The sequence below is a fragment of the Protofrankia sp. BMG5.30 genome (assembly GCF_001983005.1).
Taxonomy (GTDB): Bacteria; Actinomycetota; Actinomycetes; order Frankiales; family Frankiaceae; genus Protofrankia; species Protofrankia coriariae.
Genome location: NZ_MOME01000016.1, coordinates 15,166 through 30,005 on the forward strand (window position 1 = coordinate 15,166; position 14,840 = coordinate 30,005).

Here is a 14,840-nt window from a genome sequence, read left to right on the forward strand (position 1 = left end):
CCGCCACGCCGATCAGACGCCACCTGAAGGTGCCGCGTGTGACCGCGGCCCTCACGCCTGCCAGCGCTCCCGTGACCGCCGCGCCTCCGCCAGCGTCTCCGCCAGCCGCCGTGGTTTCTCTGGCTGCCGTGCCTCCCGTGGCCGTCGCGGCACCATCACGCCGGTCCGCAGCAGCCGCCGACGCCGAGACCGGTGGCTCCGCCACCGCCGTCGATGTCCCTCCTGGCGGTGGCGCCGCCGTCGCGGGCGCCGCCGGGGCGCTGTCGGGATCCCGGACGTTCGAACCTGTTCTGACCATCCCGGTGGCCACCCTTCCGTCGGGTGTCAGCTCTCGCGCTGCCAACTCCTGGAAGGTTGGACGCCCGCTCGGCCGTTTCGGTTCACCCCGGTTTTCCGGTCACGTCGTGAAACGTCCGCCAGGGTGGAGACGATCGGCTCAGGAGGGCAGGAGGCGTTCGATGAAGGACTGGAGCTGCTCGACGTTGCGGCACTCGACCATCTCGTCGACCAGGTCGGCGTAGGCGCGGGTGGCCGAGTCCCCCGAACCCCAGTAGGTACGCGGTTCGGGGTTGAGCCAGTAGGCGTGCCGGGCCTGCGCGCACAGCTTCCCGAACACCGGCGCGGCGGTCGCGCGGTAGTTGTTGCGGGCGTCCCCGAGCACGAGCAGGGAGGTCTTCGGGCCGACCGCGTCCGGATACCGGTCGGCGAACACCTCGAAGGCGTGCCCGTAGTCGCTGTGCCCGTCGAACCACACCAGATCGGCTCCGTTGGCTATCCGCGCCATCATGTCGCCGAGGTCGGCGCCCCGCAGGAAACGGGTGATCTCGTCGGTGGTGTCGATGAACGCGAACGCCCGGACCCGGGCGAACTGCTCCCGCAGCGCATGCGTCAGCAACAGCGTGAAGTACGCGAAGGACGCCACTGACCCGGAGACGTCGCACAGCACGACGAGCTCGGGCTTGTGCGGCTTGTGCGGCCGGTGATGGGTCTCCATCGGCACCCCGCCGGTGGCCAGCGAGGAGCGCACCGTGCGGCGGAAGTCGAGCCGGCCGGAGCGTCCGAGGCGGCGACGCGCGGTCAGCCTGGTCGCGAGCCTGCGGGCGAGCGGGTGGACCAGGCGGCGCAGCTCCGCCAGGTCCCGCTGGGAGGCGCGCAAAAAGTCGACCTGCTCGGCCAGGGGCTTGACCGCGGTCCGTGCGACCGCGTCGGCCCCGCGTTCCTCGGCGAGCCGGCGGCGCACCTCGCTGGCGACCATCTCCTCGAAAGTGCGGATACGCTCCATGATTGTCTGCCGGGCGACCCGTTCGGCGAGGCCGCCGGCATCCTGGTCGCCGAGCATCGCGCTCAGCAGGTCGGCGACGAGGGTGTCCGGGGACAGCGCCCGCAGGGCCCGGTAGGCGAACCAGGAGTGCCGACCGGGCGCGCCCGGCGCCGACCCGAACCTGGTCACGGCCTCGCGGGCGAGGCGACGCAGCTCCTCGTCGTCCCCGCGCAGCAGGACGTCCAGCAGTTCCCCGCGCAGGGCCTGGCGCAACAGCTCAAGAGCATGATCGTTGTCGGCAGCACTGCCCGGTTGGCCCGGATCCGTTGCCGTTCCCGGTGTGCCGTCCTCGCCAGCCAGGAAATCATCTACGGACAGCCCGTCACCGATCACCGGCGGGAAGTAGAGATCGAACAGCGTGTCGAAGGTCACCCGGTTGGTCGGACGTTTGCACATCGTCGCCGCGAACCCGGCGCGCAGCGCCTCCCTGTCGAGCGGCCCGACGGCCGTGAGCGCGCGGACGGCATCCACGGTCTCGGCACTGCTCACCGCCATCCCCGCCTGTCGCAGCGCGGCGGTGAACACCACCGTACGGTCCAGCAGACTCATCCCGGACATCCCATCGAGTCACGCCGTGCTACGAAATAACACTCTATGTTATGCCAACCCAGATCAGACATGATCAGTTCGAGCTGAGTTTGAGCTGGCCGATGGCTCGCGCCTGATCACTTACGTGTTTGAGAACGACACCCAGGGTGGACGCCACAGCCTCCTCGTCGAAGGTGTCGATCCCCAGCGCCAGGACCGTCCGCGCCCAGTCGATCGTCTCGGCGATCGACGGGACCTTCTTCAGCTCCATCGCGCGCAGCGCCCGGATGGTGCCGACGATCGCCTCGGCCAGTTGCTCKGGCAGCTCCGGCACGCAGGCGAGGACGATCTCCTTCTCCCGCGCCGGGGACGGGTAGCCCAGGTGCAGGTACAGGCAGCGACGCTTGAGCGCCTCGGACAGCTCCCGGGTCGCGTTGCTGGTCAGCACCACGAACGGACGCTGGCGGGCGACGATCGTACCCAGCTCGGGGATGGTCACCTGAAAGTCGGAGAGCACCTCCAGCAGCAGGCCCTCGACCTCGACGTCGGCCTTGTCGGTCTCGTCGATGAGCAGCACGGTCGGATCGGTGCGCCGGATCGCGGTCAGCAACGGCCGGGACAGCAGGAACTCGTCGCTGAAGATGTCGTCATGGGTTTCGTCCCATGCCTCGTCGCGACCGGCCTGGATACGCAGAAGCTGCTTTTTGTAGTTCCACTCGTACAGCGCCCGGGCCTCGTCCAGCCCTTCGTAGCACTGCAGACGGATCAGTTCGGCGCCGGTCGCGGACGCGAGGGCCTTGGCGAGCTCGGTCTTGCCCACGCCGGCCGGCCCTTCGACAAGCAGCGGCTTGCGGAGCCGGTCCGCGAGGAAAACCGTCGTCGCTATGGCATGATCCGCCAGGTAGCCGGCCGCTCGCAGCCGGTCGTGAACATCCGCCACATCGGCGAAAGCGTGCTGCTGTAGCGGCATATACACCTCTTGTGTGATTCAGCCCCTCGTCCATAGTGCCAGCGATGGGCTGCCCGACGCGACCGCACGGCCCCTGCGTGCCACCGCGTGCGTTCAGGTCCACACTCTCATGAGCGGAGAGGACCTGAAAGCCGGCAAACCCGGCGATCCGGTGACAGCGGCTTCCCGGCACCGGTGGATCCGGGGGGCTCCAGCGGGAACCTCGACGCGGAAGAAACGTCGTCGCACCGGCTTCGGCCCACAGGCCCACGGGGCAACACGTAGGGGGAGGCAGAACCATGAACGTCGCTTTTCTCGGCATGGGACGGATGGGACGGGAGATGGCCCGCCACGTCATCGAGGCCGGCCACCAACTGACGATCTGGAACCGGACACCGGGCCGGGCCCGGGAGCTGGTGGCCGCGGGCGCGCGCGAGGCCGCCTCCGTACGGGACGCGGTGGCCGGCGCCGACGCGGTCGTGCTGATGCTCTTCGACGACGCCTCCGCCCGCCAGGTGTTCAGCGACGTGGTCGCCGGCGCGCCCGCGCGCACCCTCGTGATCAACACGACGACGATCGCGCCCGCGACCGGGCGGGATCTCGGGCGGGTGGCCGCCACGGCCGGGCTGCGCTACGTGGAGGCACCCGTGGTCGGGACGATCGAACCGGCCCGGGACGCCACCCTGCGCGTGCTGGTCGGCGCGAGCGGACAGGACGCGGCCGCCGCCGAGGAACTGCTGTCCCGGTTCGGCACCACCCGGCACGTCGGCGGTGTCGGCGCCGCCACGGCGTTGAAGGCCGTCGTGAACCTGGGCCTGGCGCTGGCCACCGGAGCGCTCGGCGAGGCGCTGCGGCTCGGATCGGACCTGGGTGTCGACCGTGACCTGCTGCGCTCCGAACTCGCCGGCGGCGCGCTGGGGTTCATCCTGAACTACAAGCAGTCGATGCTCGCCGACAACGACTTCCAGCCCGCCACGTTCACCCTCGACGGTCTGATCAAGGATCTGCGGATCGCCACCGGCTCGGYCCGCCGACCGCTGCCGATGGCCACGACCACCCTGGCGCTGGCCACGGAGGCCTCCGACGCGGGGCACGGCAAGGAGGACTTCGCCAGCCTCGCCGCCTACTACACCGCGACCTGACCTCCACCCCGGCCTGGCCGCCAGCGCGGCCTGACCAGGGCCACGTGTCGGCCAGGGCCATGGCCTGACCAGCGCGTGGACGGCCGCCGGCCGGTGTCGGGAGGTCAGGTACGGCCGGCGATCAGCAGCGGGATGTCGTGGGCATAGTCGGCGACCTTGGTGCCGGCGAGGTACGCGACACGGGCGGTCCCGTTCGGACTGAAGGCCGTCACCTGCGTGCCGTGCGAAACGGTCACTGACCCGTCGGGCTGCCGCTGTGGCCGCTCAAGCGTGACGCCAAGCTGCTCGGCGTAACCGGCGATCGTCTCGAACGGGCCGGTCAGCCCGACGAACGACGGGTCGAACTGGGCCAGCCAGCTGCCCAGGGCCGCCGGGGTGTCCCGTTGCGGGTCGGACGTGACGAACACCACGGACACCTGGGCGCGGTCCGCTGGCGGCAACGTGCTCAGCGCGGCGGCGATGTCCGCCATGGTGGTCGGGCAGATGTCCGGGCAGTGGGTGTACCCGAAGAACAGCAGGGTGAGCCGGCCGGCGGTGGCCGCCCGGAAGTCGTAGGGACGCCCGTCCGTGCCGGTCAGCCGGATGTCCGGCTTGCTCAGTGGCTGCTGTAAGGCCACCCCGCGCACACCCGCGGCACCCGGGAGATCGTCAAGGTGCACCAGCCCGTTGCCCCGCTGGCCGGCCGTTCCCGAGGAACCGCAGCTGGTGACCAGCACGGCGAGCAGGATGCCGGCGAGGAACGCGGCCGCGAGCGTCCGGGGCCGCAGTGTCCGGGATCGGAACCGGTGGGAGTTCACCCGTCAACAATGCACCCACCTGCGACGCGAGCGTCGCCCCCACGACAGCACGGCTCACCACGCCGGCCGGTGGCACGGTGCCAGCCAGGTGCTGTCAGCCACCCTCCCAGCCACAGCGCCGGCCGCGGTGATGCCGGCCGGTATGGCGCCGGCGGCACAGTGGGCCACGGCGCCGGCGGGTGGCTGGTCAGCCGGCGGCGCGGGCGGCCAGGCCCAGCGCGTAGTCGAGCCACCACTGGCCGGCACCGGGCCCGCCGTTGCACGTCCCGTCCGACTCCCCGGGAACCTTGATCCACAAATACGCGTCGACGATCGGATCACCTACGTTACTGGTCGGCGCGGCGCCCAGCGCCCGGCCCGGCGGATTGCACCAGACGTTGCCGGGGGCCGGGCCGAGCCCGTTGCGGCTGGTGTCGATGACGGCGTGGGCGGTGCCACCCAGCGCCGCGGACACCGCGGCGGCATAGGCACGCTCGTCCGCCGTCTCGTCGAAGTTCGAGACGTTCAGGGCGAAGCCGCGGGCCCGGTCGACGCCGGCGGCGCGCAGCCTCGCGGCGGTGTCGGCGGCGCTGTGCCAGGTGGCGTTCCCGGCATCGAGATAGACGGCCACGCCAGCGCGGGCCAGCACGTCCACCGCGTTGCTCAGCAGCGAGTACCGGGTCTGGCGGTCGGCCGCGGACAGGCAGTCGGTCTGGGCGATCGCGTCGGGCTCGAGGATGACCGCGGCCGGGCCCCGGYCGATACCGGCGGCGAAAGCGGCGATCCACGCCCGGTAGGAATCCGGGCTACCGGCTCCGCCAGCGGAGTAGCTGCCGCAGTCACGGTTGGGGATCGCGTAGGCGACCAGTACCGGCAGCGCGCCGGCCGCCCGGATCTCGTTCACGCGCCCGGCGACCCTGGTCCGCACGGCGTCCGGGTTCGCGGTGTCACCGCCGAACCAGTCGGCGTGCGAGGTGTTCGCTATCCGGCTCAGCGCGGCGGCGTCCGCGGGCGCGCTGTTACGCAGCCGGGCGACCGCGGCCACGGCCTCGCTGTCGGGATCGACGTAGAACCTGCTCCCGGCGAACGGATTGCCGCTGGCCGTTGCCGGTGCCGCTGGCGACTGTGCCGGCAGCGGCCGCGCGGCGGGGGCCTCGGTGTGCCCGGCGGGATGCGTGGGTTGCGCGACTGGCGCGGCAGGGGTCTGTGCCGGCGCCGGGGCCAACGAGCCGAGAAGCGAGGCAACAGCGGTCAGCGGCCCGGCGGCCACCGTACCRACCGGACGCGGAATCACCACGTCCACCGAGGACGAGGCCGGAGAGGCCTCGGGGAACACCACCCGTACACAACCGAAACCCGCGAATACGGCGGCGACGACGACCGGCACCAACCACATCCATCGCGGCCGGCGGGATTTCGGACGATGCGCATGGCGGGCGGCCCGGCGTCCGGGCCTTCCATGCACCTCTGTCGACACACGACCTCCGAACGGGCGGTTGGATGCGCTGGCTTTCTTGCTCACCCCCCTGTCCGTACCGGCAGTTTAGCAGCGGCCGCGCCGACGACGCGGAAAGCCGACACAGGCCGGCGCCCGCCGTCACGCTTACGCCGGAACCATGCCGGCAGGATGCCGGCAGGATGACGACAACGACCGTCGACGACTACCTCCGGTTGCCGGAAAAACAATCGACGTTGTCTTTTCGTTGTGATTCCGCAGACGTGGCGGACGGGAGAATCCCGCCGGCGGCGAGCGTATGCCCGAGGCGCGGCCCGGTCACCACCCGCCCGAGCGGGGCGAACCGGTATGCGGGCCCGGTATGCGGGCCCGGTATGAAGGCCCGGCATGAAGGCCCGGCATGAAGGCGTTGTTCTGTTTCGCGACGGCCGGGCGCCGGGAGCGCTCCCGGCCGGGAACACAATCCACTGAATCACGCCAGAACGGGCGGCCGGCACGCCGGAACCAATGCGCCCGGCCAGCGGCAGGCCGATTCCCCGGCGCCTCACGAAACGGCACGCGGCGCACGGTCACACCGATTCCGTCCATGAGCTGGCTCATCCCGGACCGGCCGCGCCGGCGCCGGGAGTACCGCCGCGGACGGGTCCGGGAACAGCCGGGGTACGGCGGACCGCTGCCCCCAGGGCAGCAAAGGTCCCGCTCAGGACGTGGCGTTACGGACGAGTTCGTCGGCCTGGGCCGGCCACCAGGTACCGGCTGAAGGGTTGTTCCGGCCGCACTCCCCGTCGCTGGCTCCTGGCACCTTGATCCAGAGAAAGGCGTCCGCGCGCGGGTTGCCGGTGTCGGTCGTCGGCGTGATGCCCAGCCCCCGCCCCGGCGGGTTGCACCAGGCGTCCTTCAGGTCGCCACTGGCCGGGCCGCGGCCGTTGCGTGAGGTGTCGACCACGAAATGGCTGCCGCCGGTCAGCCCCGAGATCACGTCGGCGCGGGCCACCTCGTCCTGGGTGTGGTAGTAGTTCGACACGTTGACGGCAAACCCGCGGGCCCGCTGTACGCCCGCCCGCTCCAGGCGGTCGGCGATGACCGGTGCGTCCGTCCACCCGCAGTTGGCCCCGTCCAGGTACACGCTGGTGCCGGAAAGCCCACCGTAGACGTCGACGGCGTCGTTGAGCAGCTGGTAGCGCTCCTCCTGCTCGGYGTGCCCCAGGTGGTCCAGCTGCGCCAACGAGTCGGGCTCCAGGACGATGACGGCGTTGCGGTGGCCGATGCCCGCCGCGACCTTCCTGGTGAAGGCCCGGTAGGAGCCCGCGTCGGGCAGACCTCCGGCGGAGAAGCCCGCGCTGACGTCACGGTGCGGGATCGCGTAGACCATGAAGACAGCGGTGCTGCCGGTGCGTTCCGCCTCGGCCGCGCGTGCCGCCACCTGGGCCTGGACGCTRTCGCCCAGCCAGTCCCCGACCGGGTAGGCCAACGGTCTGGTCGCGATCGTCGCGGCGGCCGTCCCAGCCGCCGGGTTCTGGCGCGCCACCTGAGCCGGCTGGCTGTTGGGGTCGACGAGGAACGGTGCCCGGGGCACCGGGCCTCGCGGGCCTGGCCCCTCCACCGCGCCGTGGCCGGCGGGGTCCCCGGCGGGGCACTGCGGGCCGACCGCGGTCAGCGCGGAGGTCGTGGCCGGGGGCGAGTCCGGCCCGTCCGAGCCACCGCACGCGGACAGCACCGAGATGGCGCCGGCGACCGCGGTGACCCTGACCCGGGCAGCGCGCCGCGACCGGTCAGCTCCCGGCCCCCGCTCCCTCGTGACACAGCGGACCAACCTGGAGATCAATACAAGCCCTCCTCATCCAACATGAACCCAGGTGGCAACGGAGGGAACACCCTCGTCGTTGGTCACAAAAAGCATGTACCAGTCTGACGGAAGCAGGTTGGGGTTCTCGGGGACCTCCAGTGTGACGCTGCCTCCTGTCTGTTGGGTGATCGGCAGTGCCACGGAGCGTTGCTCGGTGTCGGTGACATGGGTGTAGGCACCCGGTCGGATCAGACGCACCTTCGACGCTGGCTGGGACGACTTCACGGTGATGGCGGCGCCCCGGGTGATCTCGGTCGGCGCCTCGGAGACCACCGGGCGCTCGCCCTTGTAGAGGTAGGGCGGGGAGTACACCTCGACCCGGGTCTCGAAGAAGTTGTCGTCGCTCAACGGGTTGGAGCCGAAGACCGCCACCCGCCCGTCCGGCAGCAGCAGGTACTCGGAGTGGTAGTCACGGCCGACGTGTGGATCGGCCGCCGGGGTGAAGCTGTTGGTGTCCGGATGGTAGATCTCAGCGGTCAGGGAGTCCTTGGCCCGATAGCCGCTGGAACCCCCGGAGACCAGCACCGTGTCGTCGGGCAGGACGACAGCTCCGGGATACCGTTTGGCCAGCGTCAGGTTCGGGCCGCTGACATAGGCGGGCTCGGGCGCGGACAGGTCGACGATGGCGGTCCGGGCACTCGCGGCCTGGGTGTCACCGACGCCGCCGCCGGCAATGAACATCACCTTCTGGTCCTGTGCCGGCGCGAGCAGGATCGTCCCGGCCGTCTCGTTGATCTCCGGTTCGGGCAGACCGTTGACCGGCTGGAAGGAGTTGTCCGCCAGGTTCCACAGGCCGGGCTGGCGGTCGGCGACCTCCGCCGGGCCGTAACCGGCGTTGGCGCCGGAGAAGAACAGCCGGCCGTCCGCGGCGAGCAGCAGGGACGGGTAGGTGGGGAAGATCTTCTTCAGGTAGTGGCTGTCCTGCCACGTCCTGGTGGCCGGGCTGAACAGTTCGGTGTTGCCCTGGTCGATGTCGCCGTTCTCGTCGAGACCGGAGACYGACACCACCGTGCCGTCGGCGAGGGTCACCAGGGTCGGATACCAGCGCGCGTGGACCAGGTCAGCGGTCTTCTCGTACCGCTCGGTGTCCGGGTTGAAGATGTAGGAGTCCTTCAACCCCTGGTACTCGTGCTTCTTGCMGTCGGGCGAGTCCGCCGCCAGGATCTCGTACTTCTTCGTCCCCCCGGCGATCAGCAGGTTGCCGTTGGGGAGGAAGGCGTGCCCCGCGCAGAAGACGTCCCATGGCGTGTAGACGTCGGTGAAGGTGTTCGCGACCGGATCCCACAGCGCGGTGGTGAAATTCCCCGCGTCGAAATTGGCCTGGTCGTTGCCGGAACCGGCCATGAGCAGGACCTTGCCGGTACGCAGCAGAGCCGCGTGAATGGACCGGGTGCCGTTGTCGGCGACGATGTCCCAGTGCCCGCGGGTACGCATGTAGTCCGGCTGGTTGGACTGCCATTCGGCGTACTGCTCACTGGCCCACGACGCGGCGAACGGGCCATTCCCGGCAATGATCAGAGCAAGCAGCACACTGAGCTGAACCAGCCGCCGTCGGCGCACCCGGCGTTTCTGGGAGGAAACCATCATGTCAGTTCCTCGAGCAGTCCGTCACCGGAAACACGGCGACGGCGTGGCATGAGTTTCATCGTGGCCTCCTCTGTGTAGGTRCCCGGTCCCGGGCGCCCACGGGCGGAGCCTCCCGCCGCCGACTGCTCGGCCGAGACCACCAGCGCGGCCGCGGGCCGCCCCCCGCGCGCGGCACCGTCCTGGGCGCGGCGGGCCGGTTTCCCCGGTTTCCCCGGCTTCCCCGATCCGGATCCGTGCGTGGGCCGGATCAGTTTCTGCGTGGTCTCCTCGGAGTAGCCGCTCGGCCTGAGCGAGGGCAGCACCGCAGGCAGGATGATCGTCTGGGTGGCCTCTTCGCGGTATCCGCCGGGCGCGGAGGCCGACAGCGCCGGCACAACCGTCGTCTGGGTGACCTCCTCGCGCCGCCCACCAGACGTGGGCGCCGACAGCGCCGGCACGGCTGTCGTCTGGGTGACCTCCTCGTGCCACCCGCCGGACGCGGGCGCCGACAGCGCGGCCGGCCGCGTGAGCACCTTCGTGGCCTCCTCGACATACCCCGAGGAGGCGGCGGCTGGCGCGATCGCGGGCGCGGATCTCCCTGGAGTCGCTTTTTTCGGTCTTCCCGGCGCCGCTTTTTCCGGCGCTGACTTTTCTGGCGTCGTGGACGGTGCTTTTTCCGCCGTGGCGGACGACGATGCCGCCGTGGCGATGACCACCGTGGTCTCGGGCACCGCTGTTCTGGTTGCCGCGGAGGCGCTCACCGGGGCTTCGGATGCCGTCGCCTGGTGGGGTACGCCCGACTGCTCGGACGCCACTGCCGGTAGCAGGCCGGGCTCGCCGGCGGAACGCAGCCGGCCGGCGATCAGGGACCCCCACCACATGAAGATGGGGAGCAGACAGATGATCAACGATAACGCCGCCCAGACCATGTTCGCCGGATACACATGGCCGAAGCCGACCGCGGCGGCGACGGAGAGCCCGGATATCGTCGCCCAGAAGATGTGCTTACGGAAGGTCAGGAGCCGGTCGGGGCTTGCGCTCTGCCCCTTGGGCGTGACCACGAAACCAAGCGGACGCCGTAACAGCGCGCCGACGAAGGCGGTCGAGTAGAACGGCGTGCACAGCATGGAGACGAAGATTCCGGAGATGCCGGCAGTGCCCTTCTCCTCATGCGGGCTGATGTTGAACCGTCGCAGCCAGATGTAGAGCAGCAGCCTGGTCACGGCCACGTCGATGTAGAGCGCCATCCAGGACGATATCTGCACGGTCACCCCGGTTGACCCCAGGGCCATGTAGCTGACCGTGAGCATCATTCCCATCAGCCAGGTGAGGGCGACGGTCGGATAGTGCAACATCAGGGTGGAGTAGTGCAGGCGGTGTCCCCACGGCAGCTTCCGCAGCCGGCGTACCGACTCGGTGACCATGACCTCGTTGGAGCCACGAGCCCACCGCAACTGCTGACTGAAGAAGTCGGTCCAGGTAGCCGGCCCCTCGCCAACCGCTACGACGTCCGGCGTGTACACCRACTTCCAGTGCCGTCCGGAGGTAGGCTGATGCTCTCCGTGTACAGCAAAAGAGGTGGCCAAATCCTCGGTGATCGAATCCTGGAACCCACCGATCTGTCGCCATGCCGACACCCGGTAGGCGTGGTTCGTGCCGACGAACATCCCGCAGTCGAACCGGTTCGCGGCCCGCTGGATGACCGAGTGGAACATGTAGTTCTGCGCTTCCGCGCCCCGGGTCAGGAAGCTGTGGAAGTTCCCGTAGACCTGTGGCCCCACGACAAAGGCGACATCGGGGTCGCGAAAGTAACCGAGCATGCGCGAGGCGAAGTTCGGCAGCGGAATGTGGTCGGGGTCGACCGACAGCACGACGTCATAGGAGGCGCCGTGGGCGTCCAGCCAGGAGTTGTGGTTGCCGTGCTTCGTCTTGGCCCGGAACCTCCCTTTCGGCTGGTTCCACCTTTCGATCCCTTTGCGGCTGAAATGGTTGACCCCGAGGTCCTTGCACATCTGGCGGACCGTCGGGTCGTTCCCCTCGTCGAGCAGCCAGATGTCGATGGGTGTGCCGTAACGGATCTGCCGGGCCGCGATCAGGGTGTCGCGTACGACGTCCAGCGGCTCCTTCGACGGGACGATGGTGGTCGTGAACGCGATCCGCAGGCCTGCCGGCGGCCGGACCGGCACCGGGTTGCGCATGATGTAGGCGGCCCAGCAAAGAGTGATCGAATTAAGTAACCGGATGCCCTCGGAGACGACGATCGTCCAGAACATGACCAGGTTGCCGATGCGCACCGGCGTCGGCAGGTACCTGCTCTTGGGGAAGTGGCCCGGCTGCACCAGCCAGACGAAGAACAGCGACGACAACCCGACGGTGGCTATCAACAGCGGCAGCACCATCCAGAGCTCCCGCCCTACCATCACCTTACGGTAGGCAACGCGATACTCTGTGTCAGCAGGCGGAAGGGTAAGCGGACCCGCGAGCTTCGAGAAGGAGGTGTAGTCGTAGGCCAATTCTCTTCCAAGGACTCGTGCCACCCGCGGGTTGCGGTCAGCGCCACGACATACGTCGCATGCAGATCACACGTCGCATGCAGATCGGTGAACCGGTCCACGTCGGGACAGGGATGGGTGCCAGGTATTCATCCGTCGTCGGCACGTTCACGGCCAGCGGTCCGCAGACCCGGGCGGGGCCGGGCGTCAACCGCGTGCCGCTGGCGCCATGCCCGGATCGATCCGTGCTGGTTGCGATCTACCAAGGACGTCATGCCGTCAAGGTGCTATGGAGGCCGCGGAACACCGCTCCCGGAGTCGGGCCGGCGGGCGCGCCGGACCAACGCACGACGGGCGTAACAGGCGCCGGGCGTCACCGGGCTATACCACCGGACACGTCACCGGATATGCCGCCGGAGGGCCGCCTGGAAGCGCCGGTCGCCCGCCACGCGGACCGGCCGAGAAAAAGCCCACCGAGGACAAGCGCGACACCGGCTACGAGACTGAGCCACAGGCCCAGGCCCACCTCGGCGGTGACCACGGGATTGTCCGTCTGGAACGTGCCGATCCGCAGCCGCAGAAGCTTGGCGKCTATCGCGTCCCCTGCATTGATCTTGACAGCGCTGAGGACGGCGATAGCGCCACCCACGACGGGCAGCGCCAGCCCGAACGGGCGGGCACGGGGGATCTCGGACAGCAGCACGCTGATGACGACGCCGAGAATGCCCAGTCCGAGCACCACCTTGCCGTGCCAGGACAGCTCCAGTCCCGATCTGTTGCTGTGCAGCAGATCGGCACCCCGGTCGGCGAGGGTCGCACCCGCCCACGGCAGGAACGTCCCCAGCACGGCAATCAGCCCCGCCACACCGCACGCATAAACAATCATGTCCGCCGTGCGCGACCTGGCACCCGTCGGCACGTCCTCATCCGACACGGCGTTCCCTCCGTCGTTCGCACAGTCACACCATGGAATTTCGACATCCGACGCCCCCCGAAACGCTCGAACGAGCAGACCGTCTCTCGTCTGATCCTGGTTCGGACCAGGAGACAAGTAACGGAATGTCCAGAGCTATCCCCCTACCGAGTCAGAAGCGTACCTGGCAGCACGGCCCGGCCGTCGGCGTCCCCCTGTTCGGCCAGGTCACCGACCAGATGCCCACCCGCGGGCAGCCCCGGCCGCCCGGCGTCCAAGGACACGGACCACCGGCTCCGCAAAAGCATGATCGCGCCGCTGGCGCCCCGCTCTAAACCACCAGATGGCCGTCGCCGACGCCCACCCAGGTGGTGGATGTCAGCTCGGTCAGGCCCATCGGCCCACGGGCGTGCAGCTTCTGGGTGGAGATTCCGATCTCGGCGCCGAAACCGAACCTTTCACCGTCGGTGAAGCGGGTCGAAGCGTTGACCATGACCGCCGCGCTGTCGCAGGTCGCGATGAACCGGCGGGAGGCAGCCAGCGAACGGGTCACGATCGCCTCCGTGTGCCCGCTGCCCCACCGGCGGATGTGCGCGACGGCGTCGTCGAGGGAGTCCACCACCCGCACCGCCAGGTCCAGCGACAGGTACTCGGCGGCCCAGTCCTCCTCCGTCGCGGACAGCGCCGACGGGTCCTGGGAACGGACCGCGTCGTCGCCATGGATCGTCACCCCCGCCTGCCGCAGCGCCGCGAGCACCCGCGGCAGGAAGACGTCCGCGACACCGGCGTGCACCAGCAGCGTCTCCGCCGTGTTGCACACCGACACCCGCTGGGTCTTCGCGTTGAGGACGATCGCCAGCGCCTGGTCGAGGTCCGCGTCGACGTCGACGTAGACGTGGCAGTTACCGACCCCGGTCTCGATCACCGGCACGGTGGACTCCTCCACCACGGTCCGGATCAGCCCGGCGCCGCCGCGCGGGATCAGCACGTCGACGAGACCGCGCAGGCGCATGAGCTGCTTGACCGACTCGTGGTCGGCGCCGGGCACGAGCGCGATCGCGTCCGCGGGCAGCCCGGCCCCGGCCGCGGCCTCCCGCAGCGCCGCGACCAGCGCCGCGTTGGTGCGCAGGGCCGAGGCGCTGCCGCGCAGCAGCACGGCGTTGCCGCTCTTGAGGCACAGGCCCGCGGCGTCGACCGTCACGTTCGGGCGGGCCTCGTAGATGATCCCGACCACGCCGAGCGGCACCCGGACCTGGCGCAGCTCGATCCCGTTGGGGAGCACCCGGCCACGCACCACCGTGCCCACCGGATCCTCGAGCAGCGCGACCTGGCGCAGGCCGTCCGCGATCGCGGCGAGCCGGTCAGGTGTGAGGGTGAGTCGGTCGATCATGGCCTCGCCGGTGCCCGCGGCCCGCGCGGCGGCCACGTCCGCGCCGTTGGCCGCCAGGATCGGCCCGGCGCCGGCGAGCAGCGCGTCCGCCATCGCGTGCAGCGCGCGGTCCTTGTCCGCGCGGGACAGCGGTGCGAGCACGGCCGCGGCGTCACGCGCCCGGACCGCGGTCTCGCGGACATCCTCCGCAAGGCTGTTCATGACCAGTTCCTCCCGACCTGACGCTCGTCCGACACGCCACGCCCAGCGGGCCGGAAACGACACGATCATGTTCCCGGACCACCGGAGGACCGCGTGTGCAGGGCGGCGGACCGACGGCGGCACGATCATGATCGTGCCGCCGGGGCCCGCGTTCCTCAGGCCGCGCAGGGCCGGGGCGGCACGACGATGTTCCCGCGCCCGGGGTCCCCACCGGATCCGGGGCTCCCACCGGTTCGGCGACGCCGGCCCGGGAGCCCGGA

General features: G+C 70.0%; 10 protein-coding genes. 1 reads left to right on the plus strand and 9 read right to left on the minus strand.

Annotation, left to right across the window (positions count from 1 at the left end):
• Positions 1-436: 436 nt before the first annotated feature.
• Both BL254_RS10175 and BL254_RS10180 read right to left on the minus strand, forming a co-directional pair.
• Positions 437-1,870 carry a VWA domain-containing protein gene (locus BL254_RS10175; protein WP_047224944.1) on the minus strand — a complete coding sequence of 478 codons (1,434 nt, stop codon included), beginning with the start codon at positions 1,868-1,870 and terminating at the stop codon, positions 437-439.
• Positions 1,871-1,943: 73 nt separating this feature from the next.
• A complete protein-coding gene (locus BL254_RS10180) occupies positions 1,944-2,819 on the minus strand; it encodes a MoxR family ATPase (RefSeq protein ID WP_047224943.1) in 876 nt (291 codons plus the stop codon).
• 278 nt (positions 2,820-3,097) lie between these two features.
• Between BL254_RS10180 and BL254_RS10185 the strand changes: the two genes are divergently transcribed.
• On the plus strand, positions 3,098-3,940 hold the full coding sequence (locus BL254_RS10185; RefSeq protein WP_076843174.1) for an NAD(P)-dependent oxidoreductase: 843 nt from the start codon (positions 3,098-3,100) through the stop codon (positions 3,938-3,940).
• Between the two features lie 104 nt (positions 3,941-4,044).
• Here BL254_RS10185 and BL254_RS10190 read toward each other — a convergent pair whose 3' ends face one another.
• The 7 genes from BL254_RS10190 to BL254_RS10220 all read right to left on the minus strand — a co-directional run bounded on the left by BL254_RS10190 (position 4,045) and on the right by BL254_RS10220 (position 14,580).
• Positions 4,045-4,737, minus strand: coding sequence for an SCO family protein (locus tag BL254_RS10190; RefSeq protein WP_047224942.1), 693 nt, complete (start codon positions 4,735-4,737; stop codon positions 4,045-4,047).
• A 187-nt stretch (positions 4,738-4,924) separates the two neighbouring features.
• Complete coding sequence (locus BL254_RS10195) at positions 4,925-6,112, minus strand: glycoside hydrolase family 6 protein (protein WP_254857991.1); 1,188 nt, start codon at positions 6,110-6,112, stop codon at positions 4,925-4,927.
• A gap of 760 nt (positions 6,113-6,872) precedes the next feature.
• A complete protein-coding gene (locus tag BL254_RS10200) occupies positions 6,873-7,997 on the minus strand; it encodes a glycoside hydrolase family 6 protein (RefSeq protein ID WP_076843176.1) in 1,125 nt (374 codons plus the stop codon).
• Between the two features lie 12 nt (positions 7,998-8,009).
• A complete protein-coding gene (locus tag BL254_RS10205) occupies positions 8,010-9,605 on the minus strand; it encodes a kelch motif-containing protein (RefSeq protein WP_175648339.1) in 1,596 nt (531 codons plus the stop codon).
• The gene (locus tag BL254_RS10210) at positions 9,602-11,983 is read right to left on the minus strand and encodes a glycosyltransferase family 2 protein (RefSeq protein WP_254857994.1); all 2,382 of its coding nucleotides are present in this window, start codon (positions 11,981-11,983) and stop codon (positions 9,602-9,604) included. The genes BL254_RS10205 and BL254_RS10210 overlap by 4 nt, the downstream gene beginning before the upstream one ends.
• Positions 11,984-12,449: 466 nt before the next feature.
• Positions 12,450-13,010: a hypothetical protein gene (locus BL254_RS10215; RefSeq protein ID WP_139342258.1), complete on the minus strand. Its 561-nt coding sequence runs from the start codon at positions 13,008-13,010 to the stop codon at positions 12,450-12,452.
• A 310-nt stretch (positions 13,011-13,320) separates the two neighbouring features.
• Complete coding sequence (locus BL254_RS10220; protein ID WP_047223001.1) at positions 13,321-14,580, minus strand: glutamate-5-semialdehyde dehydrogenase; 1,260 nt, start codon at positions 14,578-14,580, stop codon at positions 13,321-13,323.
• Between the last annotated feature and the right edge of the window lie 260 nt (positions 14,581-14,840).

Bases quoted from the DNA above. Each gene is read 5' to 3' on its own strand.
- BL254_RS10175 (WP_047224944.1), bottom strand. From the start codon at position 1,870: ATGAGTCTGCTGGACCGTACGGTGGTGTTCACCGCCGCGCTGCGACAG.
- BL254_RS10220 (WP_047223001.1), bottom strand. From the start codon at position 14,580: ATGAACAGCCTTGCGGAGGATGTCCGCGAGACCGCGGTCCGGGCGCGT.